This window comes from Pseudomonas paracarnis (genome assembly GCF_904063055.1).
Lineage (GTDB): Bacteria > Pseudomonadota > Gammaproteobacteria > Pseudomonadales > Pseudomonadaceae > Aquipseudomonas > Aquipseudomonas paracarnis.
The window spans coordinates 1-25,529 of sequence record NZ_CAJFCN010000016.1 but is presented as its reverse complement, the minus strand read 5'-3'; the positions used below and the strand labels follow the sequence as shown (position 1 = coordinate 25,529).

Annotated in this window: 22 protein-coding genes and 1 pseudogene; 20 read left to right on the top strand and 3 right to left on the bottom strand. The window is 60.2% G+C overall.

What is annotated here, in order from left to right; translation table 11 throughout:
- The first annotated feature begins 3 nt into the window (after positions 1–3).
- The 12 genes from tssE (at position 4) to JMV15_RS24565 (ending at position 13,798) form a co-directional block, all read left to right on the top strand.
- On the top strand, positions 4–405 hold the full coding sequence (gene tssE, locus JMV15_RS24620) for a type VI secretion system baseplate subunit TssE (RefSeq protein ID WP_014718218.1): 402 nt from the start codon (positions 4–6) through the stop codon (positions 403–405).
- Positions 395–2,182: a type VI secretion system baseplate subunit TssF gene (tssF, locus tag JMV15_RS24615; protein WP_069868402.1), complete on the top strand. Its 1,788-nt coding sequence runs from the start codon at positions 395–397 to the stop codon at positions 2,180–2,182. Before tssE ends, tssF begins: the two co-directional genes overlap by 11 nt.
- Positions 2,146–3,153, top strand: coding sequence for a type VI secretion system baseplate subunit TssG (gene tssG, locus JMV15_RS24610; protein WP_014718220.1), 1,008 nt, complete (start codon positions 2,146–2,148; stop codon positions 3,151–3,153). Before tssF ends, tssG begins: the two co-directional genes overlap by 37 nt.
- A 104-nt stretch (positions 3,154–3,257) precedes the next feature.
- Positions 3,258–4,787: a sigma-54 interaction domain-containing protein gene (locus JMV15_RS24605; protein WP_038449941.1), complete on the top strand. Its 1,530-nt coding sequence runs from the start codon at positions 3,258–3,260 to the stop codon at positions 4,785–4,787.
- Between the two features lie 35 nt (positions 4,788–4,822).
- Positions 4,823–4,954 carry a hypothetical protein gene (locus JMV15_RS24600; RefSeq protein WP_014718222.1) on the top strand — a complete coding sequence of 44 codons (132 nt, stop codon included), beginning with the start codon at positions 4,823–4,825 and terminating at the stop codon, positions 4,952–4,954.
- An 11-nt stretch (positions 4,955–4,965) separates the two neighbouring features.
- Complete coding sequence (gene tagH / locus JMV15_RS24595; protein WP_014718223.1) at positions 4,966–6,162, top strand: type VI secretion system-associated FHA domain protein TagH; 1,197 nt, start codon at positions 4,966–4,968, stop codon at positions 6,160–6,162.
- Positions 6,163–6,167: 5 nt separating this feature from the next.
- Complete coding sequence (gene tssJ, locus JMV15_RS24590; RefSeq protein ID WP_014718224.1) at positions 6,168–6,653, top strand: type VI secretion system lipoprotein TssJ; 486 nt, start codon at positions 6,168–6,170, stop codon at positions 6,651–6,653.
- A gap of 1 nt (position 6,654) precedes the next feature.
- Positions 6,655–7,983 (top strand): type VI secretion system baseplate subunit TssK, encoded by a 1,329-nt coding sequence (tssK, locus tag JMV15_RS24585; RefSeq protein ID WP_020301576.1) that lies wholly within the window; start codon positions 6,655–6,657, stop codon positions 7,981–7,983.
- Between the two features lie 5 nt (positions 7,984–7,988).
- Entirely contained in the window at positions 7,989–8,849 is an 861-nt protein-coding gene (gene icmH, locus JMV15_RS24580) for a type IVB secretion system protein IcmH/DotU (RefSeq protein WP_014718226.1), read from the top strand.
- 16 nt (positions 8,850–8,865) lie between these two features.
- On the top strand, positions 8,866–12,231 hold the full coding sequence (gene tssM, locus JMV15_RS24575) for a type VI secretion system membrane subunit TssM (RefSeq protein ID WP_069868404.1): 3,366 nt from the start codon (positions 8,866–8,868) through the stop codon (positions 12,229–12,231).
- A 5-nt stretch (positions 12,232–12,236) separates the two neighbouring features.
- On the top strand, positions 12,237–12,959 hold the full coding sequence (locus JMV15_RS24570) for a PP2C family protein-serine/threonine phosphatase (RefSeq protein WP_069868951.1): 723 nt from the start codon (positions 12,237–12,239) through the stop codon (positions 12,957–12,959).
- The gene (locus JMV15_RS24565) at positions 12,956–13,798 is read left to right on the top strand and encodes a serine/threonine-protein kinase (protein WP_081339065.1); all 843 of its coding nucleotides are present in this window, start codon (positions 12,956–12,958) and stop codon (positions 13,796–13,798) included. Before JMV15_RS24570 ends, JMV15_RS24565 begins: the two co-directional genes overlap by 4 nt.
- Before the next feature lie 8 nt (positions 13,799–13,806).
- On the opposite strand, the gene JMV15_RS24560 is transcribed toward JMV15_RS24565, so the two are convergent.
- Together JMV15_RS24560 and JMV15_RS24555 are read right to left on the bottom strand one after the other, a co-directional pair.
- Positions 13,807–14,136, bottom strand: coding sequence for a DUF6388 family protein (locus JMV15_RS24560; RefSeq protein ID WP_014718230.1), 330 nt, complete (start codon positions 14,134–14,136; stop codon positions 13,807–13,809).
- A gap of 11 nt (positions 14,137–14,147) precedes the next feature.
- Positions 14,148–14,402 carry a hypothetical protein gene (locus JMV15_RS24555; protein ID WP_224797013.1) on the bottom strand — a complete coding sequence of 85 codons (255 nt, stop codon included), beginning with the start codon at positions 14,400–14,402 and terminating at the stop codon, positions 14,148–14,150.
- Between the two features lie 345 nt (positions 14,403–14,747).
- Between JMV15_RS24555 and JMV15_RS24550 the strand changes: the two genes are divergently transcribed.
- The 8 genes from JMV15_RS24550 (at position 14,748) to JMV15_RS28805 (ending at position 24,294) form a co-directional block, all read left to right on the top strand.
- Complete coding sequence (locus tag JMV15_RS24550; RefSeq protein ID WP_201491945.1) at positions 14,748–16,817, top strand: EAL domain-containing protein; 2,070 nt, start codon at positions 14,748–14,750, stop codon at positions 16,815–16,817.
- Positions 16,818–17,377: 560 nt separating this feature from the next.
- Complete coding sequence (locus tag JMV15_RS24545) at positions 17,378–18,373, top strand: HOASN domain-containing protein (protein ID WP_014718233.1); 996 nt, start codon at positions 17,378–17,380, stop codon at positions 18,371–18,373.
- 39 nt (positions 18,374–18,412) lie between these two features.
- A complete protein-coding gene (locus JMV15_RS24540) occupies positions 18,413–19,399 on the top strand; it encodes an HOASN domain-containing protein (protein WP_032903843.1) in 987 nt (328 codons plus the stop codon).
- 29 nt (positions 19,400–19,428) lie between these two features.
- Positions 19,429–20,862 carry a class-II fumarase/aspartase family protein gene (locus JMV15_RS24535; RefSeq protein WP_069868408.1) on the top strand — a complete coding sequence of 478 codons (1,434 nt, stop codon included), beginning with the start codon at positions 19,429–19,431 and terminating at the stop codon, positions 20,860–20,862.
- On the top strand, positions 20,862–22,310 hold the full coding sequence (locus JMV15_RS24530; protein ID WP_014718236.1) for a class-II fumarase/aspartase family protein: 1,449 nt from the start codon (positions 20,862–20,864) through the stop codon (positions 22,308–22,310). The genes JMV15_RS24535 and JMV15_RS24530 overlap by 1 nt, the downstream gene beginning before the upstream one ends.
- Positions 22,311–22,348: 38 nt before the next feature.
- Positions 22,349–23,422, top strand: coding sequence for a class I SAM-dependent methyltransferase (locus JMV15_RS24525; RefSeq protein ID WP_014718237.1), 1,074 nt, complete (start codon positions 22,349–22,351; stop codon positions 23,420–23,422).
- 110 nt (positions 23,423–23,532) lie between these two features.
- Positions 23,533–23,862 carry a hypothetical protein gene (locus JMV15_RS24520; RefSeq protein ID WP_003191756.1) on the top strand — a complete coding sequence of 110 codons (330 nt, stop codon included), beginning with the start codon at positions 23,533–23,535 and terminating at the stop codon, positions 23,860–23,862.
- Between the two features lie 84 nt (positions 23,863–23,946).
- A complete protein-coding gene (locus JMV15_RS28805) occupies positions 23,947–24,294 on the top strand; it encodes a chitin binding peritrophin-A domain-containing protein (protein ID WP_353956204.1) in 348 nt (115 codons plus the stop codon).
- A gap of 171 nt (positions 24,295–24,465) precedes the next feature.
- Here the strand turns inward: JMV15_RS28805 and JMV15_RS24510 are convergent.
- Positions 24,466–25,529, bottom strand: a pseudogene (locus JMV15_RS24510) (hypothetical protein); the annotation flags it as partial.

Genomic DNA, 25,529 nt, shown 5'->3' with positions numbered 1-25,529 from the left:
GGCATGCTTGAGCACAACAGCCTTTTCGAACGCCTCGAGCAGGGGGCGTCTAACCCGGGTGCCACCGTGGCGTCCATCGCCGCACATTTGGGGAAAATGCTCAGCACTCGTGCGGGCAGTGTCCAGACGCTGCCTGATTATGGCTTGCCTGACCTCAATGACATGCGGCTCAGCTTGCATGAGTCCTTGAGCCAGTCGCGGCTGCATATCGAACGTTTTATCCAGGCCTATGAGCCGCGGCTGACGAACGTACGTGTCAGGCTGTTGCCGGTTGTGCGTGACTCCTTGTCCCTGGCATTCGCCATTGAGGCTGAGCGGATGATTGAGGGCGTACTGCATCCTGTAGTGTTCCACGCGCGCCTCACGGATACCGGGCGGGTTGAGGTCTGTGCCAATGACGCTTAACCGTTATTTTCAAAGCGAACTCAGTGCGTTGCGCCAACTGGGGCGACGTTTTTCCGAACGTAATCCCGCCCTGGCGCCGTTTCTCGGCGAAGCGGGCCAGGACCCGGATGTCGAGCGCTTGCTGGAGGGCTTTGCATTCCTGACCGGGCGCTTGCGTCAGAAGCTGGATGACGAACTGCCGGAGTTGACGCACTCGTTGATGCACTTGCTCTGGCCCCATTACATGCGCCCGATACCGGCCTTCAGCATCTTGCAATTCGACCCGTTGAAACGCGCCGGCCCAAGCGTTCGGGTGGCTCGGGATACCGCCGTGCAAAGCGCTCCCATCCACGGTGAGCGTTGCCAGTTCCGTACATGCTATCCCACCGATGTCATGCCATTGCAACTCACTGACCTGGAATACAAATGCCAGGGCGAAGGGGCCTGGTTGGCTTTGCGCCTGTGCATGAGTGTCGACGGCAGCTTCAGTGAGTTGGAATTCGATTCGCTGCGACTGCACCTGGCCGGCGACCACTACATCAGTCAGGGCCTGTACTTGGGCCTATTGCGTCATCTGGCGGGAATCAGCCTGCAGCTCGTGGATCATGATGGCCTGCCGATCAGCGCCGGCGATGACCAACCCCTGACGCTGCGGCTCAATGCCAACCAGGTCCGGCCAGTGGGGTTTTCCCAGGAACAGGCGCTGATTCCTTATCCGCAGAACACGCTGGAGGGCTATCGGCACCTGCAGGAGTACTTCGCGTTTCCCGAGAAGTACCTGTTTGTCGATGTCGAAGGCTTGGAGGTGTTGCACACGTTGTCTCACGAGTTGCTCCGGCAGGCGCACGGCCTGGTGATGCGTTTCGAGTTCCGCAGTCAGGGCCGCGAGCCCCTGCGTCCTACCTTGGATAACGTAAAGCTGTATTGCACGCCCATCGTCAACCTGTTTACTCAGGATGCAATTCCCATTCGCCTGGACGGTAAACAGGACGAGTACCTTTTGGTACCTGGGGAATACACGCCGGGCAATGCCAGCGTGTATTCAGTGGACCGGGTCACCGGCTGGCGCCCCGGTGGCTTGGGCTATCAAACCTACGTGCGGTTCGAGTCGTTTGAACATGACTGCCACAGCGAGCCTGTGGCGGCACCGCCCAGCTACAGCATTCGCCAACGTTCGTCGGTTCAACATGGTGGACTCGACACCTGGATGGGGTTCGGCAATCGCCGCAAACAGGGCCAGGAAACCCTGTCGGTCGAACTGACCTGTACCAATTGCAACCTGCCACGGCAATTACGTGCAGGCGATATCAACCAGCCCGGCGAACACACACCGGAGTCGTTGACGTTTCGCAATATCACCGCGCCAACGGCGAGCTACGCACCGCCCCTGGACCAGGATTTCCTGTGGAATCTCATCAGCAATATGTCGCTCAACTACTTGTCGTTGATCGACATCAACGCCTTGAAGGCGATTCTCGCAACCTACGACCTGCCGCGTTATTACGACCGCCAGGCGCTGAAGGTCAGCCAGAAAAGACTGGCGGCTTTGCGCGCCATCCATCATGAGGCAACGGATCGCCTGCATCGTGGGTTGCCCGTGCGAGGGGTGCGGGTCGATCTGACGGTCGATTCCCAAGGCTTTGTCGGCCAGGGCGACTTATTTGTATTCGCTTCGGTCCTCAATCAGTTCTTTGCGCTTTATGCCAGCCTCAATTCCCATCACGAGTTGCGTGTCATCAGCACACAAGGAGACGTGTATTTATGGCCATCCCTGACGGGACAACAGCCCCTGCTCTGAATCAACTTTGCCGTGGTATCCGTGAATACACGTTGTTCCAGGCGGTTTTGCAGGTGATCGAGCGATTGCGTGAGGCTCATCCGCTGCTGGATGAGGACGCGTTGTACGACCAGTTGGAGTTCCAGGCCAACCCTGGCTTGGGCTTTGCCGCGCACGATATCGACCGAGTGGAGTTCTTTATGGAGCATGGACATTTGCGCGCACGCCTGCGCCTCAATGTACTGGGGTTATTTGGCGCCGGGTCCCCACTGCCTGCGTTTTATGGTGAGCAGGCATTTGCCGAGCAGCCAGGCGGCAACCCGACTCGAGATTTCCTGGATATGTTCCATCATCGCTTGCACCGGCTGATGCTCCCGATCTGGCGCAAGTACCGCTATCGGGCGTGTTTCCGGGCAGGCGCCAGTGATGGTTTTTCCGAGCAGATGTTTGCCTTGACGGGTCTGGGCGGCACCGCAATCCGTGGCGCTTCCCAGCTCGATTGCAAACGCCTGCTGCCCTACCTGGGCCTGCTGAGTGTGCGTGTGCACTCGGCGGCGTTGATCGAGTCGGTCCTGCGCTACTACTTCAAGCACGACGCGTTGTTTATCGAGCAGTGGGTTGAACGCCAGGTCGAGATCAGCCCGGTCCAGCGCAATGACCTGGGGCGGGCCAACAGTGTGCTTGGCGAGGACCTGGTGCTGGGGCGCCGCGTCGCTGACCGCAGTGGCAAGTTCAGGGTGCATGTCCGCGCGTTGGGGTGGCAGCGTTTTCACGACTTCCTGCCCACGGGAAAGGCCTATCAGCCGCTGCGTTCGCTGGTGCGCCTGACCCTGCGCGACCCATTGGAATACGACCTGCGTCTGGTACTGGCGCAGGGTCAGATCAGGGCTCTGCACATTGGCGAAAACACGGTTTGCCGCCTGGGTTGGACCACCTGGCTGGGGCACGAGCGGGCCGATGGCGTAGTCACGCTAACCCGTAATTTTCATTAGGGATGAATGGACATGATGAACAGGGATTTGCAACGCATGATCGGCGCACTGTCAGCACGGCTGGAAATAGCATCGGCCCTGGTGGATTTCTGCGGGTGCAACCAATGACCGATAACCTGCCCGGTGGCGGGGCCGACGCGCTGAGGTATGCCGACGCGTTGTCTGCCTGTTTCGCACGCTTGGGGTTCGAGCGTGATGAACACGCGTTACCTGACGGATGTGTCAGCACGGCGGCCCGGCTGAGCCAATCTGACGTCAGCCAATTGTATCTGCTCGATGAAGTGACCGGCCGGCTTGAACTGATCGCCCAACATCTAGCCCAAGTGTCGTCGCTCACCGTCATGCCTCCACGGCCTGGTCAGCATTCCCAACAGTTGCTGCACGACGCCTTGACCCAAGGCACTGGGTTGAGCCTGGAGGATGTGCAAGGCAGCGGCCATGACACAGGTTTTCTGCCCGCATTGGCGACACCATGGCGTGCGCTATTAATCGTGCCGCTGTTCAATCAATGTGAGCGGATAACTGGGGTGCTGGTGTGCGCCCGCCAACAGCCGGCCCAGCTGCAAGGCTACGCCCCCTCGTTGGGGCATTTGGGCAGCTACGCCGTGAACCGGTTACGCGTACTGCGCGGTAGGCAGCCCAACGTCGGCCCAAAGCCCGCAGGCCACAAACCCTTGGCTGGCGCATACGGCCTGATTGGCACCAGCGCGGCAATGGAGCAGGCCTGTCGTTTGATCAGTAAAGTCCTGCACACCCCTTACACCGTGCTGTTGCAGGGTGAGACCGGCACAGGCAAGGAAGTGGTGGCCCGGGCCATACACACGGCCGGGCCGCGCAAGGCCAAGGCCTTTGTCGTGCAGAACTGCGCGGCGTTCCCGGAAGGATTGCTTGAAAGTGAGCTGTTCGGCTACCGCAAAGGTGCGTTCACTGGTGCCGATCGCAATCACGGGGGGCTGTTCGACGCCGCACATGGCGGTACGTTGCTGTTGGATGAGATCGGCGATATGCCGCTGCCCTTGCAAGCCAAGTTGCTGCGGGTATTACAGGAGGGTGAGGTTCGCCCGCTGGGTGCCAGTGCGGCACATAAGGTCGACGTACGCATCATTGCCGCGACCCACCGCGACCTCGCGGCGATGGTCGCCGAAGGGCGCTTTCGCGAAGACCTCTATTACCGACTGGCTCAGTTCCCCATCACCTTACCGGCCCTGCGCGAGCGGGACGGCGATGTGCTGCAACTGGCGCGCCATTTCACAGGCAAGGTGTGCGCGGCGCTGGGGAGGCCACCTGTCGAATGGGCGAATACCGCCCTCGATCAACTGTCCAGCCATGGTTTTCCCGGCAACGTACGCGAGCTCAAATGCCTGGTGGAACGCGCCGTGTTGTTGTGTGACGACAGCGTGATTCGGCCCGAGCACCTGGCACTGCCGCTGGCACCAGAGCCGGCCACTCCCGATGACGTGACGCTGCGCCAGCGGATGGAGCGAGTGGAGCGTACGTTCCTGCTCGACTGCCTGCACAAGAACCATGGCAATCGCACCCGCACCGCGCGGGAGCTGGGGGTCGCCCGGCGCACCCTGCTTTACCGTCTTGCCCGTTTGAACATTCCCTTTGGCGATGCCCGGGAGGAACGGTGAATGGTGCACTTGATTTTTACTGTGGGAGAAACCTGATGCCTGATCGTCCATGGCACGTCGTCGTGCTGGTGATGTGTTTGCTGGGAGGCTGTAACGCTAACTATGTGTTCGATGATGCCGAGTACCACCCCATGGGTGACCCGCAGGCGATCATTCGTGGCCGCTGAAAGGAGGGGGCATGAAGCTGCAGCTTGTGTTTGAGGTCTGCGCGTGCGAAAGCGACCAGAGCCTACTTTTGGCCCGCAAAGTATTTGACGGTACAGGCGGCGTGATCGGGCGTGGTCCTGGATGTGACTGGGTGATCCCTGACGCCAGCCGCGTACTCTCCAGCCATCATGGATTGATCGGTTACCGTGAAGGACGTTATTTCCTCACGGATATCAGCCGCAACGGTATCGGGATGGCCAAGAGTCCTGAGCGCCTGCGCAAGGGGCAGGCACGATTGATCAGTGACGGCGACGTATTCGAGCTGGGGGTGTTGACGATACGTGCGCGATTGCTGGAATCGCCGCGACCTTCCGACGAGCTGCTGGCGCCAGCGGCGGTGCCGATCCCCGATGACGCTTTCCTGTCGCTGGACCCGTTGCATGGCTTGGATCTTGATCGGCAGATGCGGGCCACGTCGGATGATCTGGAGGCCTTGAACAAGAGCGCCGATGAGCAAGCGGTATGGGCAGATCACTATGGGGCCGATTGCGAGCACGTGGTATTGCCGCGGCGGCAAGACCCTTCGATGGAGGTTACCGCGGTACCCGCTGTCGCGTCGACGCTGTCGACCGACGAGGTGTTCTGGTCGCAATTTGCAGCGGTCCTGGGTATGGACCTGACGGCCCTCGACACACCGGCCCGGGAGGCATTGGCGATCAAGGTGGCACGCTTGTTTCGGGTGACGATCGAAGGGCTGCAACAAGGTTTGCGCACCCGTGAAGAACTGAATAACGAACTGGGTATGGCGCCGTTCGCCAGTCAGGGCTCCGGCCAGAATCCCTTGAAAGTGTATAGCGACACCGATGCTGCTTTATCCGCGATGCTCGATACCCGGGAGTTGGGTCAACTGCCCGCGGTGCGCGCCATTGCCCAGGTGCACCTGGAACTGCAGGTGCATCAGGTTGCGTTGCTGGCCGCTTGTCGAAGCGCCATGCGTAATGCCCGCGCTGTCTTTGAACCCAGCCATCTGTTGGGGTGTTTTGCGTCCCAGGGCAAGCCTGCCGGGTTTTTCTCCGATGGCGGGCGGTGGCGTGCCTACCAGCGTTACTACCAGCGTGTGGTGGCGCAAGAACAGTTGAATGATCGCCCGTTGGCCGGCGACTTCGCCAAGGCTTATGAGGAGCAGGTGCGCCTGATCTCCAGCCTGCACATTGATTTTCCAGGATGATAATCATGTATCGAGCCACCTTTGTTTCGTTGTTGCTCTTGTGCGGGCTGTTGGCGGGTTGCAGCGCCGTCTCGCCATTTTCCACGCTGACCAAGCTGGACGTGGTGCTGACTGCCAGCGAGCACGTCAACCCGGACTTGCACGGTCGTCCTTCTCCCGTGGTGGTGCAGTTGATCGAACTGCGCCATGGCGTTGCCTTTGAACATGCCGACTTCTTCAGCCTGTATGGCAATGCGCAGCACACGCTGCCAAAGGACTGGGTCGGCAGCGAGGAGGTTGAGCTGCGCCCGGGTGACCGGCTGGCGCTCAAACTGCGCATCGCTCCCGATAGTCGTTTTGTGGGAGTACTGGCCGCTTTTCGAGACTTGCCCCATGTCCAGTGGCGGCTGCTGGTGCCCTTGACGGTACAGCAACGCAACCGTGTCGAGCTGGTGCTGGACCAGGGCGGTATACGTGTTGCTGACCCGCTCGCCGGTGTGGAGGCGCAATAACATGCAGGTTCATAAAGTTATCTGGCAGGAAGGCATGCTGTTGCGGCCACAGCACTTGCAACACAACGACCGTTATTACCACCAGCAGCTCAATCAGACCCGCCTGCTGGGCAGTGACACCTGGGGTTTGCTCACGTTCGAACTCAATACGCAGTACCTCAAGTTGGGCAAGCTGGTGGTCAACCAGGCCAGCGGCGTGTTGCCGGACGGCAGCCTGTTTGACTTGAATGCTGCCATGGAGCCGCTGGTGGTGCAGGTGCCAGAGGGTTCGGGCGCGCAAGGGGTTTACCTGGCGCTGCCGCTGGTCAGCGGCAGTCACCTTGAAGCCCGCCGGCCTGAGCAAAGTGACGTGTTGGCGCGCTACCTCAGCTGTGAAGTGGAAGTGGGGGATTCCAACGTGGGGGCGGATACGCGTTGCCGAATCCACTGCGCGCGCCCGGACTTACGTCTTCTGTTGGGTGAACAGCCGGGTGACCAGCACTTCATCAAGCTCAAGGTGGCCCAGGTACTCGACGCCAGCGGTGAAGGCGGTGTGAACCTGGATACGGCGTTCATCCCGACGTTTATCTTCGTGCAGGAGCATGGGTACGTGGCGTCGTGTCTCAAGGAGGTGATTGGCCTGCTTGCCAGTCGGGGCGATGCCATCGCGGCGCGCATTCGTGGCGAGAGCACGACCCAAGGCACACAAATCGCCGATTTCCTGATGCTGCAAGTGATCAATCGTAGTGAGCTGGAGCTGCGCCACTGCCTGAGCCAGACGCGGGTGCGGCCTGAAGCGGTGTTCCGTGCGCTGGTGTCGCTGCTCGGGGAGCTATCAACCTTCACCACTGAAAGTAAGCGCGCGCAGTTGGATGTTCACTATCAACACGGCGATCAGGGCGCCAGTTTTCGCGGGCTGATGGCGCAGGTGCGTACGGCACTGTCGGTGGTGCTGGAGCAACAGGCGATCAAGTTGGCATTGCAGCCTCGCCAGTACGGGGTGCTGGTATGCCCGGTCAGCGAGTTGAAACTGCTTGGCACAGCCACCTTCATCCTGGCGGCCACCGCGCAGTGTGAGGCGCAGGAATTGCGCCAGCGCCTGCCAGCCCACCTGAAAGTCGCGCCGGTTGAGCGCATACGCGAGTTGGTCAACCTGCACTTGGCCGGTATCAAGGTCAAGCCTTTGCCAGTGGCGCCGCGACAGATTCCTTTCCATGCCGGCAAGACCTATTTCGTGCTCGATATGAGCCCCCGTGATATCGCACAGCTGGAACAGTCGGGTGGTTTCGCTTTCCACGTAGGCGGTGAATTCACCGGGCTTGAACTCGACTTCTGGGCCATCAGGAACTGAATGCCATGGACAGTGAATACACCCAGGATGAAAAAACCGTCCTGCTCGACCGGGAGACTCATGAGCCTGCCCAGGGGCCGTTGACGGATTTCCCATCGCCGCCGCGCTACGAACAGTTGGAAGACCGCATGATCTACGCCGGCCACAGGCTCGATACGCATAGCTTTCAGACAGGGCTCAACCCGCTGGTAGCCGCAGCCTTGGCGGTATTGTTCGAGGTTATTGGGATCAGGGTCTGCTCCGGCCGTGAAAACCTGGGCACGCTCAACGACCGATTAGTGTTGGCGGTGACTCAGTTCGAAACCCGCGCCTTGCAGGGCGGCGTGGAGAACAGCCAGGTCATGTCGGCGCGCTATGTGTTGTGCAGCGTGATCGATGAGGCGGTGGTGACGACACCGTGGGGGGCGCAAAGCGAATGGTCGAAGATGAGCCTGTTGAGCCGCTTCCATAACGAAACCTTTGGCGGCGAAAAAGTATTCCAGTTGCTGGAGCGTCTCACGCGCGACCCGGTGAAGCACCTGGCGATGCTGGAGTTGCTGTATCTGTGCCTGTCCCTGGGGTTCGAAGGCAAATACCGGGTGATGGAGCGGGGCGTGACGCAACTTGAGGCTGTCCGCGATGCCTTGTATCGCCAGATCAGGCACGTACGTGGGGAGCCGGCGGCGCAAGCGCTACTGCCTGCCCAGCAGCGGACCGACCGGCGCAAGCAGGTGCGGGTCATCCCTGCCACTTGGTGGGTCGGCCTCACCTTGGTGTGTGTGTTGGCGATGTACACAGGGTTTGCCTGGGTGCTGAGCAACGAGCGTACAAACGCGCTGCACCCCCTTCAACTTTCGGCGTCGGATCTGGTCCGCACGCCCTTGTAAACGCTGGGAGCAATGAATGATCGCATTCTTCAAGGGGGTGGGCACCGTGCTGGGCAGGATTTGGGTGTGGAGCCTGTTGCTGGTGCTTTCCTGCGCGGCAATGGTGTGGTTCTTGGGGCCGCTGCTGGCAGTGGATGATCACCGTATCTGGGCCGGGGCGACTGCTCGGTTGGTCACCATCAGCGGTGTGTTCTTGCTATGGGGACTGGCGATGGCGTTTGTGGGCCCAGGTTTTGCCGCCTGGCGCCAAAGACCAGAACGCGAGGTGCGCCGACAGCCGATGACGCGGGTGGAGGACGAACGCCGGCACCTGCGCAGTCGGTTCAAGAAAGCCGTGCACCTGCTCAAGATATCCCGCCATTATGGAGAGCGTAACGCGCGTTGGCGTCATGAGTTGCCCTGGTACCTGTTGATCGGTGAGCCGGGCAGTGGCAAGACACAGCTGCTGGCGGCAGCGGGCTTGCCGCTGGCGCTGGACCACGCGCAAACGCGGCCGATCGGTAGCAGTGCCCATTGTGACTGGTATTTCGGCGACGAAGGCGTGCTGATCGACACCCCGGGACGCTACCTTACCCAGCCCGACTCTTCAGTGGACGCCGCAGGCTGGATCACCTTGCTGCATCTGCTCCGGTGGCGCCGTCGAGTGCGGCCGCTCAGCGGTGTGGTGGTGACGCTATCGGTCGACATGCTGTCGAGCACCAACGAATACGACCTGGATCATCACGCACGCCATGTACACTCGCGCCTGCAAGAGATCCAACAGACGTTGCATGTGGATGTGCCGATTTACCTGGTGTTGACCCACGCCGACCGATTGCCGGGATTCGCTGAATTCTTTGACTCACCCCTTGGAGAAAGTGCCGACAGCGTGTTGGGTCAGCACCTGCAAGGTTGCGCCGACGGTACTGACACAACACAGGTTCGTCAGGCGGTCGAGCAATTATTGCAGCGCTTGAACAGTGAGCTGATTGGGCGACTGCATCAGGAGCGCAATGTCGAGCGACGTGGGCAGATGCTGGAGTTTCCCCAGCAGGCAGCACGAATGGGGGAGCGCGTCAGCCTGTTCGTTGACATGGCGTTTTGCGCACATCGCTACCAACCCATCAACGGTTTGCGAGGGTTCTTCTTGACCTGCGCCGATGGCAGGCACCCGCGCTTTGTGCAGGGTCTGTTCAGCCAGGTGATCTTCGCCGAGGCCGACCTTGCGGGTTTGCAGGCTCAGGAACAACAACGTCTGCGTTGGCGCCAGGGCGCGCAGGCGGTGGCTGCAGCGCTGGTTATTGGCGGTGTCGGCGGGCTATGGGGGCACAGTTACTCAGTCAACCACCAACGCTTGGCGCAATTGTCGGCGCTGACCTCACACCCGCCGCTCGCCCTTGCGGCCGACGATGAAAGCACGGCGCTGTTGGCGCTGTTGGACGCGCGACTGGCGGCGACCCAGGTTTTTCCTGGGCCGGCAGATGTACGCCTGGTGGAGCGCACCGGGCTGTATCAGGGCGAACTGAGCCGTCCCAGCGTCGATCAAGCCTATGATCACGCGCTGCAAAAGCCATTTCTGGCCTGGACAGCCGCCCAGTTGGAAGAACAGGTAATTGCCAGCCTCGGGGACCGGGAGCGGCTGCTCGACGACCTGCGTGCCTACCTGATGCTCAATCTGCGCGAACGCCGTGACACGACCTGGCTGGCAGAACATATTGCAAGCCTTTGGTCGGTGCGGTTTGCCGGGGATATGCCAACACAGAAGCGCCTCAATGTGCACCTTGCGCGGCTGCTGGAGCAACCTTTTGTGGTGTCACTCAACGCGGAGCGGGTGGCCCAGGCCCGTGAAGCGCTGAGGGGCGAATCGTTGGCCGATGGGGTCTATCGGGTATTGCGCGAACAAGCGCGCAGCCTGGAGCCGTTGCGGCTGGCCGAGGGTAAGGTGTTCGCCGCTATCGATCCGCCTGTGCCGGGGTTCTATACCAAACGCTATGTGCAGTACTTTGAGGCGCAGGGCCCGCGGTTGGTAAACGCCATCACCCAGGACAACTGGGTGCTCGGCGAGGGTACCGACCTGGGGACCGAGGACTTGCGGCGCCTGATGGCTGAACTGCAGCAACGTTATTTCAGCGAGTATGCCGATGCCTGGAGCGATGCGCTTGGCCGAGTCAGGCTGCAAGAGACTGACAACCTGCGCCAGGATGCCGAGCAACTGATGAACCTGACGTCGGCGCAATCGCCTTTGATTCGTCTCTTGCAACAGGTGCGTGAAAATACGCGTTTGTTGCCAAGCCATGGACTGCTGGACAAAGTGGCCCAGCAGTCGGCAGACCTGGGCGAGATGGCCAAGTCGAGGTTGACGGCGGGGCAGGCGGCTATTGTCGAGGCTCCGCGGCGCGCCTTGCAGCGCCGCTTTGAGCCTTTGCATCAATTGCTGGATGAGCAGCAGAACCCCGGCGTAGAGCTGACTCAGGCCTTGCGTCTGCTGGATGAAGTGCACCTGCATTTGACGGCCTTGAACCGGGACAGCGCACCCGAGCAGGCCGCCTTCCTGCGTGCCAGGCAGCGCATGGAGGGCCAGCAGGATGCATTGGGCCATCTGCGAGACGCCGCCGCTCGCCTGCCGCTGCCCGTTGCCGGCTGGCTCGAAAGTATGGCGGATGACAGTTGGCGGCATTTGCTGGAACAGGCCTATGTGCACGTCAACCAACGTTATCAGAGCGAGGTGCATAGCCTTTATGCCAAGGCCATTGGCCGACGTTACCCATTCAATGCGCACGCCAGCAGTGAGGTCGCCCTTCACGATTTTCAGGAGTTCTTCAAGCCACGCGGGGTGATGGCGCGCTTTTATGAGGGCTACCTGCGGCCTTTTATCAGTGCCGACGGCAGCCGCTACCGATTGCGTGGGCTGGATGGCCAGAGTTTGCCGGTTTCCCGTGCGCTGCTGGAGCAATTGATGAAGACCCAGGTCATCCGCCGCGGCTTTTTTACCGAAGACGCGGGGGAGTTGTCCGTGCGATTCACCTTGGCACCCTACAGCCTGGACCCATCGGTCAGCCGAGCGATCCTGCGGTTTGGCGACCAGCAATTGGAGTATCGCCACGGTCCGATCGTACCCATGACGTTCCATTGGCCCACCGACGCAGACAATGGGCGCAGCAGCCTCGTCTTGGAGAGAGGCGCGGAGCAGCGCCCCTTGGGCATCGAAAAAGACACTGGAGCGTGGTCGTTGTTCCGGTTTCTGGACCTGCTGCAGAAAGAGCCCGCCAGCGGCCGTAATATACAGATCCTCAAGGCAGACCTCGCCGGCCTGCGCGCCAATTACCGGCTCACCAGCCAGCGTACGCCCGGTCCGTTTGACATGGACACATGGCGCACCTTTCGCCTGCCGGAGCAGCTGTGACCCCGATGGAAGCCCCGTGGCGCAGCGCCGGGCGCACGCAGCGAGGCCTGGCGCGGTTGCGCAATGAGGATGCATTCCTGGACAACCCGAGCACGGGTTGCTGGGCGGTGGCGGACGGCATGGGCGGGTATCGGCACGGGGATGTCGCCAGCCAGTGGATAGTCAGCCACTTGGCTTCAGTGTCGGCTGACGGCAACCTTGACCAGCGTATTCAGGCGGTTCGCAACAAATTGCAGGACGTCAACCAAGGAGTACGACGCGCATGGACAGAACCTGGCGCAACCAGTGAAGTGACGATGGGCAGTACCGTGGTCGCCCTGTTGTTGGAGAAGGGCCGGGCGGCCTGCCTATGGGCGGGAGACAGTCGCTGCTATTTATGGCGCGACCAGAGCCTCTACCAATTGTCGAAGGACCACTCGCTGCTGCAGCGCCTCATGGACGAGCGTCAGTTGAGTGTGGCGCAAGCCCAGGCTTACCCGGGTGCCAGGGCCTTGACCCGGGCCGTTGGCGCGCGTTCGCGGTTGCATCTGGAGGTACTGGAACTGCGTACCCGCCCTGGGGATGTATTTTTGTTGTGCAGTGATGGCTTGTATCAGGCCCTCAGCCACGTTGACCTGGGGCGGGCGTTGAGCATGGGCACGCCTCAACGGGCAGTGGAACGGCTATTTGCAGCGGCGTTGCGCCGGCCGATACGCGATGACCTGACTGCGGTTGTGGTGCAGCCATGAACTCGGCAGCTCAAGCCTGCCGTTTACTGTCTGGGCGCTATCACCTTGAACGTGTCTTGGGCAGAGGTGGCATGGGCAGGGTGTACCGCGCGCGCGACCTGTTGCACGAGCAATTGGGCGAACCCTGTTCCAAGGTCGCGATCAAGCTACTCGACGAACCCATTTCCCAGTGCCCCGACGCGCATGTGTTGTTGTACAGCGAGTTTGCGTTGACCCGCAGCCTGAGGCACGCGCATGTGGTACGGGCGTTTTCGTTTGAGGTCGATACACACAGTCAAGTCGCGTTTTTCACCATGGAGTTGCTGCAAGGAGTGACGCTGGACCGCCTGCTGCTGGAGTGCCCCTATGGCTTGCCCTGGCGGGAGTTGCGACCCATCGCCGTGCAGTTGCTGGATGCGCTGGTCTACACCCACCAGCAAGACGTTCTGCACGGTGATATCAAACCAGCCAATGTCATGGTGGGCGAGGAGGGCGTGCGCTTGTTCGATTTCGGCCTGGGCCAGGCTCAAGCAGGCGCCGCAATGGGTTTGCCGAGTGTCAGCCGCAGTCGTTTCAATGCCTGGACACCTGCCTACGCCGCCCCGGAACTGTTGGCCGGCGGTGCGCTGACCGCCGCTGCCGACCTGTACGGCGTGGCCTGCGTCCTGTACGAACTGGCCCACGGCAAGCGCGTTGGGGAGCGCGCCTCCACGGTCTGTCTGCCCCGGCCCGCGCAGTTGCCCAGGCATTGCTGGGTGGCGTTACAGGCAGCGTTGGCGATAGACCCGCAGCACCGAAGCATAACGGTCGCCGAGTTGCGTCACGTCATGGGGCGCAACCGAGCACGCTGGTGCTTGTAGGGCAAAGGTCAAACGGCCAAGCCGTGCAACTGGCAGTACTGCGCCCAGTCCATACCTGCCATCTGTGCGACTTCTTTATGCACTTCGCGCCGCTGGGCCTCGAAGGCTTCGGTCGAATCGGCCGTCAGCTTGAGGGTCAATTCCCAGGCGAATAATTTTTGCTGTTCAGCGTGTGCTTCGAAAGCCTCATGCAGGCGTTCGGCGCGATACTGCGCCAGGGTTTCGCCCCTGGCCTGGGCTACCAGCGGGTTGAGGCTGTCCAGCTCGGCAGCGACCTGCGGTTGTTCGCGCAGGAATCTGTCCAGCGCAAGTTGGTGCGTATCGTTGGGTGCCGACACAGGTAGACACCTTAATGAGAAGGGTGAGAGTTGCTATCGGACGCGCGTGCGTTGAGGTGATGGCGGGCACGCTTGCGCGACCTGCGCTGCATCCAGTTTTGCAACGGCGCCAGCAAGAAAAACATCAGGTAAGCGACCAGCACCAGGGTCAGGTCTACCCAGGTTTCAGCCACAGGCCCGGTAAACAACTCAATGAGGTTCTTGATTACAAACAGCAACACCACGCTGCACAACCACAGCAGGATGGTGACAAACAGAGGACGCATGTGACTTGAGCGTTTGTCTTGCATAGTGAGGTTCTCTCCTTTGGCCTGTTGTCGTTCCAGGCAAGATTCCCTGAGTGCGTACCCATTATCAGACAGGTTGTAACATCCTTTAACACGCACAAACCGTGCGGATGATACCGACTCAGACAGCCTTAGGGGATGATTCAAGTCAGAAAGTTCGATAAATCTGTAGGGATTTAGTCTAGCAACCCGGCATTCACTGGTAAAAAAGCCGGGCAGGGACGGGGATAAAGGCTTTCGCTTCGGCTATCAGGCCGTGTAGCGTTAGCGGGTGTTTCCGGCCCTGATCTTCAGCGGCAGTCGGTGACAGGCAGAGGACGGCCCATGGCGCACACCCTGTTCAAACTTTTCCTGACACAGCGCCTGGCGGTCCTGGCCAGCACGGAGTCGCTGCGTGCGATTCGGGAGGGGCTGCTGTGGATACTGCCGTGCCTGTTGGTGTCCGCTGGTTTCCTTATCCTGTCCGAATGCGCCCTGGCGCTGGGGTTCGATGCGCAGGTGGTGAGTTTCCTGGCCGGGCTGCATAAACAGATCAGCTCGGTGATCCCGTTGCTGGTGGCGGCCTCCATCGGTTACATGTTGGCGATTCAACACCGTCTGCCACAACTGCCGGTCGCCTTCCTGTGCCTGGCCCATGTAGTGGTCGCAACCTTCGTGCTGCGTGAGTACCCGCGTGCTTCGGCCACGTTCCTGTTGTTTATTGCCATTGCTTCGCCCTTGATCAATGTGCCGGCCATCGCCTGGCTGCACCGCTTTCGCTGGACGCGCCTGGTCAACCAGGACCTGGTCGGCCATAACCTCAAGGGCACCATCAACATGGTGATACCCGGCGCACTCACGGCCTTGTCGTTGGTGGCGGTGTTGTCGTTGCTGCTGTTGATCCCCCATGTGGCGCAAATCCAGGGGCCGCAGGTGCTTGATGCGTTGCAGACGCCTTACGGCAGCGGGTTGTTTGTCACCCTGATGAATTCGCTGCTGTGGTTCTTCGGGATTCACGGCGTGTATGCCATGCAGCCGTTATTCGATGCATTGGACCAGGCGGTGGCGCTCAATGGCGCAGCGTTGGCGGCGGGGGAGCCGGTGCTGTACCTGCTCAACAACGGCTTGCTGGGCAGTTTTGCGTTTATCGGTGGCTCGGGCGCAACCTTATGCCTGTTATTGGCGATCCTGCTATTTTCCAAGAGCCAGTCCATGCGCTTGCTGGCGGTGGCCAGTTTGCCGCTGTCATTATTCAATGTCAGCGAAGTGCTGTTGTTCGGTTTGCCGATCATCCTCAACCCGCGCCTGTTCATACCATTTCTATTGGTGCCGGCGTTCAACGCGATGGTGGCGTTGATGGTGGTGCAACTGGGCTGGGTCTCACCGGCGGTGGCCAGCGTGCCCTTTACCGCCCCGGTGCTGCTCAACGCGTACCTCAGCACCCATGGCGATGTGGCGGCGGTGGTGTTGCAGATCGTTCTGTTGGGCGCCGGTACCCTGGTGTATGCGCCCTACGTCAGGGCGATTCATCGCCAGTCCAGCGATGGCGGCACGGTGTACCTCAAATCCCTTGACATGACCTTTCGCGGTCTCGAGGAGAAAGGCCGTCTGCTGGAGTTCGATCCGGTGCTGGCCACTCACCAGACATTGGCCCGTCAGGCCGCTGAGTTGAACCGTATTCAACAGATCAGCGATTACGAGTTCTACCTTGAGTTTCAACCCCAAATCTCCACCCGCACCGGTTTGTGCACCGGGTGCGAGGCGCTGATGCGCGCCCTGGACAGCCAGGGCACGGTGCATTCGCCCTGGGAGTTCCTGCAATGGCTGGCGCACGCCAGGCTGATGCCGGACGTAGACGTGTGGGTGGCATCCCAGGCTGTGCGCCAGTATCAGAAATGGCAGAAGGTGGGTTTTGAACTGCCGATGACCATCAATATTTCCAGCACCACGCTCAAGGACGCCGCCTATGGCGACCGCCTGGTGGAAATTCTTCGCCAGGCCCGTGGGCAAGTTTCAGTGGAAATTACCGAAGACGCGCTGGTCAGCGACATCCCGGCCACCCGCCAGACCATCCAGAAGTTGCAGGCCATGGGCGCCAAGGTCTATCTGGATGATTTTGGCACTGGGTTTTCTGCGTTGAGCTATCTGCACCAGTTTCCTGTGGATTTCATCAAGATCGACCGCAGTTTTGTGGTTGCCCAGCATGACCCTAAAGGCGCCCAGGTGCTCACAGGTATGTTGCGGTTCTGCGAGGCCTTGGACCTGGGCGTGGTAGTGGAAGGGGTTGAGACGGCTGAGCAATTGGCCTTTTTGAGTAACGGGCCTGAGTTGTTTATCCAGGGCTGGTATTTCAGCAAGGCACTGCCTGGGGATCAGTTGCCGCGCTTTGTGCGTGAGCGCAGGGCGTTGGTCTGATGGCCGACGCTTATCTAACTGACACCCTGCGGTCCAACTGTGGGAGCTGGCTTGCCTGCGATGACGGCCTGCCAGTCGACGCCTATCTACCTGACACCCCGCAGTCCAACTGTGGGAGCTGGCTTGCCTGCGATGACGCCCTGACAGCCGACGCTGTTATACCGTGTACATATCCATTCCTGCGGTCACGACCACTTAGGGTTCCGCTCTGACAGCGGGGCACTTTGGAAAAGAGCCGGAATGCCGGCCCAGCCCAAAGTAACCAAAGGGCTCTTGCCCCACCACTCGGCACCTCGCTTGGGCTCGGTGTGCCCGTAATCCGCCAGTGATTTGGGGGGGGGCGCTTCAGATCAAGAGCAAGATCAAGAGCGACTCGCTTCGCATCGTGGTTACCGCTGGCTGCTACGGAGTTGTGTAATACCTATTGTTTGGTGGCGCCAACCCCCCATCTCCAAGCCTTTGAAAGAATTTTCCTACAGGTGTTGACCTTGCCACTACGGGAACCTTTAGGCTTTTTTCCGAGTACGCCCAACCACAAAAACAAGATTCAGGGGTTATCAATGGATACTGCTGCCCTGCAACAACGCTCGGATTCCGATCTCTTCACCAACGCCTCGCGGCTGATGGTGAATGCCTTGGAACCCAGCGCCAACTACGCCCAAGTCACCCGCGCGCTGGAAGCGCTGCTCGCACTGACCCGGCAAGGCCTGGCGGGAGACGCCCAAGCTTATGCGCACTATCAGTCAGCCCTGCTGCAACTGCACCTCCCCGGTGACCCGCGCACCGAGCCGACCCGGCGCTGGATGGCCAGCGAGGTCTACCGCGTCGAAGATGAGTTCGCCGCCGACGTGCCGGGCTTTAAAGCGTTGCCGGCGGACGAGTTCCGTCAACAGGTCGACGCTGAAATCGCCGCACGCAGCCGGGTCAACCACCCGATGTCGGTGCACCTGTTCCAAGGTACGCCGCCGGTGCAGGATGTGCGCTTTTTCCTGGAGCATCACTGGACCCGTTCCTACAACTTCTACAGCCTGCTGGCCGAGTTGGCCTTTCGTTTCGAAGCCATCGAAGACGCCTCGGTGTTTTACCGCAACTTGTACGGCGAAGCAGGCGCTGAGACACCGGAGCGTTCGCACCCTGCGATGCTCGCCCATCTGATGGAGTATTTCGATATTCCGCTGGCCATCGATTTCCCCGCGCTGCATCCGCTGGAAAAGGCCTACCTGAATAATCGCATTCGCTGTGTGCGCCACACCGATGTCGCCTGGGGCCTTGCGCTGCTCTATGCGGTGGAGTCTGTCAGCTGCGTCAACCATCGGCGCATCTACGAGTTGTTGCAGCGCCTGGATGTACCGGCGCAGCCCAGCGAATTCCACCGCTTGCATGGCACCCAGGATGAGATCGACACCGAAGAAATGTGGGCACTGATTGCCAAGTTCGCCAGCGAGGAAGGCTTTCAACGCACGTTCATGCGCGCACTCAAGCGCCACTTCGAGATCAACAAGGCCTACTTCGACAGCCTGTGGCAGCAGATGCAGGCCCAACGCCTGTCTGCCTGAACGACCTGCGATCCAAAAACAAAAATAATGGAGCACATGATGAGCCCACGTAATTTTTCCCTGGCGCAATTGCAGAATATTCACACGGCCGAAGCCCGTCTGCTGGCGGAAGCCTTGAAACCGGACGCGACGTTCAATCGCATCGAAATTGCCGCCAATATGCTGCGCGCCCTGTGCGAGACCGGCCAACGTGGCGACGCCGCGAATGCAGCGCAGTGCCAGCAATTGCTGTACATCCTCTCGTTGAGCGACGACGTGGCCACCGCCTCGACCCGGCGCTGGCTGGCCAATGCCGTCTATAGCGTGCAAGAGCGTTTCATGCCGTCAGCCGACTTGGCATCGCCCTTGTCCGAGGCCGGTTTCCAGCAACGCCTGGAAGAGCAGATTGCCGCGCAGTCGCGGGAAAACCATCCGATGTCGCAGTATGTGTTTGAAGGCAAAGCCTCTCACGAGCAACTGCAGGTGTTTTTGCGCCACCAATGGTTCCGTACTTATCGCCTTTACCGGGACGCCGCCGACCTGCTGGTCAACCTGACTGACGTGGACGAGGCGGCTGCCCTGGCGCGTTATCTCTACGGCGAGTTGGGCGAAGAGGATGAGCAGCGTTCCCACCCGAAGCTGTTGGCCAAGCTGCTCGCCGCCGTGGGCCTGAATGCCGATTTCGAGGCCCTCTCGACGATGCCCGAGGAAATCGCCTACCTCAACAACCGCGCACGCTGTTTCCGCAACCCCGATGTCGGCTGGGGCCTGGCGGTGTTCTACATCACCGAACTGGTGGTGCCCGGTAACCACGGCAAGCTGTACAACGCCCTGCGCAACGCGGGCTTGAGCCAGGATGACGCGGAGTACTACGAAGTGCACATCAGCCTGGTGCCGCCGCGGGCCAAGCGTGAATGGGCACTGATCTCACGGCGTATTCCGGACCTGGGGTTCCAGAATGCGTTCCTGACGTCTCTGGCCGAGCACTTCCGGCTGGAGCGGGCTTATTACGATGCAGTCTGGGAAGAAGTACAACGCGTGAAGTAGCCCTCCCTGGACAACCCGAGTAACCCGACATGCCAAGTCATATCACTGAATCCCGTATCCACGGGGGCGCTTACTCGTCCCCGGAATTTGCTGCAATCTTCTCTGATGCCAATCAGGTGCAGAAGTGGCTCGATGTTGAAACAGCGCTGGCGGCGACCCAGGCGCAGATGGGCCTCATCCCCCACGAGGCCGCCCGGGAGATTGCCCGGGTAGCCAGCGTGGAACTGCTGGACCTCGATGCGTTGGGGCGCGAGGGCCTGGAAACCGGGCACATCCTGGTGCCGACCCTGCGCGCCTTGCAGGGGTTATGCGCCGATGGGCTGGGCGAATACGTGCATTACGGCGTGACCACCCAGGACATCCTCGACACCGGCCTCATCCTGCAAATCCGCGATGCCTGGGGCCTGGCAGTGCAGCGTTTGCGCGGGATCCGCGGGCATCTGCTCACGCTCGCCCTGCGCCATAAGCACACGGCGATGGTCGCCAGAACCCATGGCCAACACGCATTGCCCACCACGTTCGGCTACAAGGTGGCGGTGTGGGTCGATGAGATTGATCGACACCTTGAACGCTTTGACGAAGCCTACGCCCGGGTGATGGTCGGCAACCTGACCGGCGCCGTGGGCACCCTGGCCGGGCTTGGCCCGCAGGGTTTGGACGTGCAGCGCCGCACCCTGGAAAGCCTCGGCCTGGCGGCGCCGTTGACCAGTTGGCACAGCGCCCGCGACCGCATCCTGGAAGCGGCGTGGCTGCTGGTGCAGGCGTCGGCGACGTTGGGGCGTGTCGCCAATGAGATCTACCACCTGCAGCGCACCGAGATCGACGAAGTGCGCGAGGGGCGGCGAGCCGGGCAAGTGGGGAGTAGCACCATGCCCCACAAGCAAAACCCGTCGACGGTGGACTTGATCAGCGCGCTGTCACGGCTGGTACGTGCGCAGATGGTTGCGCTGACCGATGCGGCTTTCCAGATGCACGAGCGTGACGGCACCACCTGGCGCATCGAATGGGCGGCCTTACCCGAGCTGTTCATTTACGCCGGTGCGTTGCTCGCTCGTATGGAAGGCTTGCTGCTGGCGGGGTTGGAGGTGCGTGAAGCGCGCATGCGCAGCAACCTGGACTTGTTGGGCGGGCTGATCCTGTCGGAGCGCGTGATGCTTGCGCTGGCGCCTCGGTGTGGCAAGCAGACGGCCCATCACCTGGTGCACGACATCGCCCTGCAGGCCCAAGACGCGGGCGTTTGCTTTCGCGACGCGCTGCTTGGCGACCCTCGGCTGCGCGGTTGTTTCAGCCCACAAATGCTCGATGACTTGCTTGACCCGACGGCCTACACAGGGCTGGCGGCCGAAATGGTCGATCTGGTGGCAACTAAAGCACGACCTCGCGCTTCAGGCGATGGCGCTGAAGCACTGATGGCAACCCAAGGCAATACCAATCAGTCCCTGTACGCTACGGAGGGTATGTGATGGATGCGCAAACTTTGGAAACGACAGCTCGTGCGTCTTGCACCGCACGTTCGGACCACCCAGGTTTTGATCATGACGGCGAGCAATGCCGCCACGAACACAGCCACATCCTCGATTCGAAAACCCACGGTTCGGGTTATGCCGGCCCGCAGAGCCGCAAGATTTTTTGCAGTCATTGTCGCCTGCAACGCTGGCTGGACGTGGAAGCCGCGCTGGCCATGGCGCAGGCCGATGTCAACATCATCCCGCGCGAGGCGGCCCTGGAGATCGAAAAGGCCGCGTTGCTATCGGGCATCAATGTGCGCCAACTGGCCGAGGGTGTGGTTGCCACTGGGCATTCGCTGATGCCATTGCTGAGCGCCCTGCAAAAAAATTGCAGCCCCAGTGCCCGTGAATACGTGCATTACGGCGCTACCACCCAAGACATACAGGACACCGCCCAGTCCCTGGAGATGCGCGATGTGCTTGATGCGATGGACCAGGCCCTGGAGACTTTGCTGGGTAAGTTGTCGACCCTGGCCGATGCGCACCGTGACTCGCTGATGGTCGCCAGGACCCACTCGATTCCCGCCTTGCCGACCACCTTCGGGCTGAAGGTCGCTGGCTGGATCGATGAGCTGTTGCGCCACCAGCAGCGCTTGGCCGAAGCCCGCCAGCGTGTACTGGTGGTGCAACTGTTCGGCGGGGTCGGCACCATGGCGGCGTTCGGCCCGGACGCCATGCCGATGCTGGAGCGTTTTGCCCAGCGCTTGTCGCTGCAAGTGCCCCTGACGGGCTGGCATGTGTCCCGTGACCGCGTTGCGGAGTTCGTCAGCACCCTGGCCATGGTTACCGCCTCGTTGGCCCGCGTAGCCGATGAAATCCGTACGCTCAATCGCTGGGAAATCGCTGAAGTGGAAGTGGGCTGGAGCGACCAGCAGATCGGCAGCAGCACCATGCCGCACAAACGCAACCCCGAAGGCTGCGAGCAGGTGGTGGTGTTGGCGCGGCTGGCCAAGGCCCAGGTCATGCTCGCGCTGGACGCGATGATTCTTGAGCATGAGCGCGATTACCGCGGTACGCGGCTGGAGTGGTGCGCGGTCGCGGACGTTTCCCACTACGCATTGATGGCGCTCTCGATTCTGACCGAGACCATCGACGGGCTCACCGTGAATGTGCAGAAGATGGAAGGCACCGCCCAGGCGTATGGCGATGCCATCTGCACCGAAGCGGTGGTGTTCGAAATGGCGCGCAAGCTGGGCAAGAGCAGCGCCTACCAGATCATCTTCGAAGTATCCCAGGCCAGCCAGCGCAATCACGTGTCGATCCGCGAGGCAATCGAGGCCGATGCGCGGGTGCTTGCTGTCATGAGTGACGGCGCCCTGGCACGGTTGTTCGAGCCCAGGACCCACCTGGGCATGTCCGAGCGCATCGTTGACAACGTGCTGGCCAAACTCGCCGGCCACTGATCCCTTAACAGACTTGCAAATTCATCAAGGAGCGACAGATGTCCAACGTTATGGAAGTTGATAAAGCCAAGGTCCAACAGTTCTCGGCGCGGATCATGGAGGATTACGGCAACACGCTGCGCGGTGCCATGCTCTACATCGGCGACCAACTCGGCTTGTTCAAGGCATTGGCCGACGGCCAGGCGGTGACCCTGGAAGAGTTGGCGCACAAGACTGGCTACAACGCGCGTTACTTGCGCGAATGGCTGGGCAGCATGGCCACCGGCAATTATGTGACCTACGACGCGCAAACCCGCCGCTACCAGATGCCGGCTGAATTTGTGCCCGTGCTGGCCGATGAAGACTCGCCGTATTTCGCCGGCGGCATCATTCAGCTGAGCGTGCCGTTCGTGAGCATGGCACCCAAGGTCATCGAAGCCTTCCGCCATGGTGGTGGCTGCGCTGAAGAGGCGTTCCCGCTGGAAACCTGGAAAGGCATGGAGCGCATGACCATGCCCTGGTACAAGCATTACCTGGTCCAGCACTGGATTCCATCCCTGGATGGCGTCGAAGAGAAGCTCAAGACCGGCGGCAGTGTCCTGGATTTTGGCTGCGGTGCGGGCCTGGCGGCGATCACCATGGCCAAGGCCTATCCTGAGGCGCGCATTGTCGGCTGCGATTTCCACCTGCCTTCCATCGAGTTGGCGCGGGCCAACGCCGAGGCGGCCGGCGTGGGTGACCGGGTGCAATTCGAGGTGAACGACTCCGATGCCTTGCGCGGCCAGCAATTCGACTTCGTGACCACCTTTGTGGTGATCCACGATGCCACCGACCCTCAGCAGATGCTCAAGGATTTGCGCGCCGCCACGGCCGAAGACGGTACCTACCTGATGGTGGAGCTCAACCTGTCCGAGGAACTGCACGAGAACATGAACCTGTTCGGGCGCGTCATGTACCCGCAGAGCACCCTCTATTGCATGACCTGTTCGCTGTCCCACGGTGGGGCAGGGCTGGGGGCGTTCATGGGCGAGAAGCGTGCCCGCCAGATGGCTGAGGCAGCCGGGTTCAGCCGCTTTCGTAAAGTGCCTTCGCAGTGGCCACCGATGCCGGCGCTGTTCGAACTCAAGCCTTGATAGAAAGCATCCGCGAGTCGCTTTGCGCAGTAAGGCAATTTAATGGCCCCTTTGTAACAAAATCCTCGCCAAAATCACTTTTATTTTCAGGTGGTTAGGTGAGGATGCAAATGCGCTCTGTGGGAATGATGCTGATTGCCTGCTCCCTGGCCGGCGGCGCGACTGTCGCGCAGGCCAGGGAATTGCGCGAGGGTGACAAGTACATGTGCAGTTGGGGCGCAGGCACGGCCGCCAGGGCCCAGGAACTCAAGTTATCCGGCGTTTCGCTGTACGCGGCCCGGCAGAAGATCCAGACCCTCAAGTTCAGCAAATCGTGGATGCGCATGATGGCCATGGGGATCACCGAGCAGACCTATGACAGCCGCTCAAGGCTCAAGCCCGAGGCGATTCGTCAGAGCTTTTATCAGGATTGCCTGCGCTACAAGGTGGCGCGCAAGTAATTTGTAGCCGACTCACAGGGAGTGAGCGTGGATCACCCTTTGTCTGAAAAACCCTTCTACCTAGTAGTTTTGACAGTAGACGGCATGAAATCTGGGGGAGCTCAATACGGGAGCACATCAACACAGGAGCACCTCATGAGCATACTTAAGATCAAAGCCACAAGTCGGCGCATCACCCATACCTCGGGGTTACTGTTACTGGCGTTGCTGGTGAGCGCGTGCAGTACCGAAATAAATCCCGAGCAACGTGGCGTAAGTTCCGCAAAGAACGTGCCTGACCCTCCCTGTACGGTCGCAGGATATTTCAAGAGTAATGAACCTGGAAAATACTACCAGTGCATATACAGCTCAGCGCAGGGAAGATGGCTTAAAAAGCTTTTTTCATGTCCTTCAGGGCAAAACTTTGATGAAGTCGCGCAAAAGTGCAAATAGCACTTCGCACTCGGTTATCCCACCGCTAAACCTTCACCCGCATCGTTGGTGCTGTGGTGATGGTCGGTTTGTTTCCCGCGCCGTACTCACGCAAACACGTTAACGTCCAAAGACCACAAAAAGCAGATCCGCTTAATACGGATCTGCTTTGTCGACCAGCGCCTCTTCTGGCTATACACTTATTTTTTGGACACGAATAGAGTCAAGCTGGGTATTGCCACCATCAAACCTTATATCCAGCTGTATGTTTTCCCCAGCATAAACCGGCCCTATCACTTGCGTCACCCAACTACTCGACGCAGAGGTGGTGAAATATTGAGAGGTGCCGCCAGGGCCACGTAACCATACATAGTTGGTAGTTGCCGCAGTCGCATGACGATACCTAACCGTTATCTGGTATCCCCCCGCACCTGCGCCAGGAAACGCTTTTGTGCAACCCAAATAATATCGAGTCGGCGCGACCAGATAAAACTCCGTACCCGATACCTGCACCTGAATAGGCACACCGCTATTCAATGGCTCCCAACCATTGCGATTAAAATTATCGAAGTCAGTCATATCGTCCAATATAGGGGGGGCGTTCTCAACAATGTAGTTGGTTGAACGCAGGGGTATGCTTTTAGAACGATCAATGTCGCCGCTATACGCCACATCGCACGATATTGTTATGTTATGACCACGAGGCACAGCCTGTAGCCAGCTGCGCACTACCGATTTGTTCCTCAACCCATTGGCAGCTTCCTGCTGGGTGATGACTTCTCCGCTCGCGGTGAGAACATCGAGCGGCGCCATCTGTGCACTGCGACAAGTGATCCATACACGTTGCCTGGCAGCGCTTAACGCCCATTTAATAATTGAGGCCAGCCCATCGCCGACAAAAGTTCTCAAGTCTAGGACATCACCGGGCGCAATATTATTGATCAATGGCTGTGGTAAATCGGCGGGCTGTATCGTATCGACCCTCACCGTCTGCACCTGTGACGGAATCGGGACCGTCACACCCGGCCGTTCTACCGAATACTTCAAGCACACGGTACTGTTCACACTGCGGTGCAAGACCTTGACCGAGGTCAGGTTGAACACCACCGTGCCCCCATCCAACCCATTTTCGACCGCCGTATGGTGGGTACCATCGGCAAAAATCCATTCAAACGTTATGCGATCCCGATTGCTCATACCGGTGTAGCGAACAGTGACCGTCGTATTGTGCTCAATCGGCAGCGGGTCCACCGTCA

Coding starts and splice junctions, on each gene's coding strand:
- JMV15_RS24540 (WP_032903843.1), top strand. CDS start 18,413: ATGAGCCCACGTAATTTTTCCCTGGCGCAATTGCAGAATATTCACACG.
- JMV15_RS24545 (WP_014718233.1), top strand. CDS start 17,378: ATGGATACTGCTGCCCTGCAACAACGCTCGGATTCCGATCTCTTCACC.
- JMV15_RS24535 (WP_069868408.1), top strand. CDS start 19,429: ATGCCAAGTCATATCACTGAATCCCGTATCCACGGGGGCGCTTACTCG.
- JMV15_RS24600 (WP_014718222.1), top strand. CDS start 4,823: ATGCCTGATCGTCCATGGCACGTCGTCGTGCTGGTGATGTGTTTGCTG.
- JMV15_RS24555 (WP_224797013.1), bottom strand. CDS start 14,402: ATGCGTCCTCTGTTTGTCACCATCCTGCTGTGGTTGTGCAGCGTGGTG.
- JMV15_RS24550 (WP_201491945.1), top strand. CDS start 14,748: ATGGCGCACACCCTGTTCAAACTTTTCCTGACACAGCGCCTGGCGGTC.
- tssK (WP_020301576.1), top strand. CDS start 6,655: ATGCAGGTTCATAAAGTTATCTGGCAGGAAGGCATGCTGTTGCGGCCA.
- JMV15_RS24525 (WP_014718237.1), top strand. CDS start 22,349: ATGTCCAACGTTATGGAAGTTGATAAAGCCAAGGTCCAACAGTTCTCG.
- tssG (WP_014718220.1), top strand. CDS start 2,146: ATGGCCATCCCTGACGGGACAACAGCCCCTGCTCTGAATCAACTTTGC.
- JMV15_RS24530 (WP_014718236.1), top strand. CDS start 20,862: ATGGATGCGCAAACTTTGGAAACGACAGCTCGTGCGTCTTGCACCGCA.
- tssJ (WP_014718224.1), top strand. CDS start 6,168: ATGTATCGAGCCACCTTTGTTTCGTTGTTGCTCTTGTGCGGGCTGTTG.
- JMV15_RS24565 (WP_081339065.1), top strand. CDS start 12,956: ATGAACTCGGCAGCTCAAGCCTGCCGTTTACTGTCTGGGCGCTATCAC.
- tssM (WP_069868404.1), top strand. CDS start 8,866: ATGATCGCATTCTTCAAGGGGGTGGGCACCGTGCTGGGCAGGATTTGG.
- icmH (WP_014718226.1), top strand. CDS start 7,989: ATGGACAGTGAATACACCCAGGATGAAAAAACCGTCCTGCTCGACCGG.
- tssF (WP_069868402.1), top strand. CDS start 395: ATGACGCTTAACCGTTATTTTCAAAGCGAACTCAGTGCGTTGCGCCAA.
- tagH (WP_014718223.1), top strand. CDS start 4,966: ATGAAGCTGCAGCTTGTGTTTGAGGTCTGCGCGTGCGAAAGCGACCAG.
- JMV15_RS24520 (WP_003191756.1), top strand. CDS start 23,533: ATGCGCTCTGTGGGAATGATGCTGATTGCCTGCTCCCTGGCCGGCGGC.
- JMV15_RS24605 (WP_038449941.1), top strand. CDS start 3,258: ATGACCGATAACCTGCCCGGTGGCGGGGCCGACGCGCTGAGGTATGCC.
- JMV15_RS24570 (WP_069868951.1), top strand. CDS start 12,237: ATGGAAGCCCCGTGGCGCAGCGCCGGGCGCACGCAGCGAGGCCTGGCG.
- JMV15_RS28805 (WP_353956204.1), top strand. CDS start 23,947: ATGAAATCTGGGGGAGCTCAATACGGGAGCACATCAACACAGGAGCAC.
- tssE (WP_014718218.1), top strand. CDS start 4: ATGCTTGAGCACAACAGCCTTTTCGAACGCCTCGAGCAGGGGGCGTCT.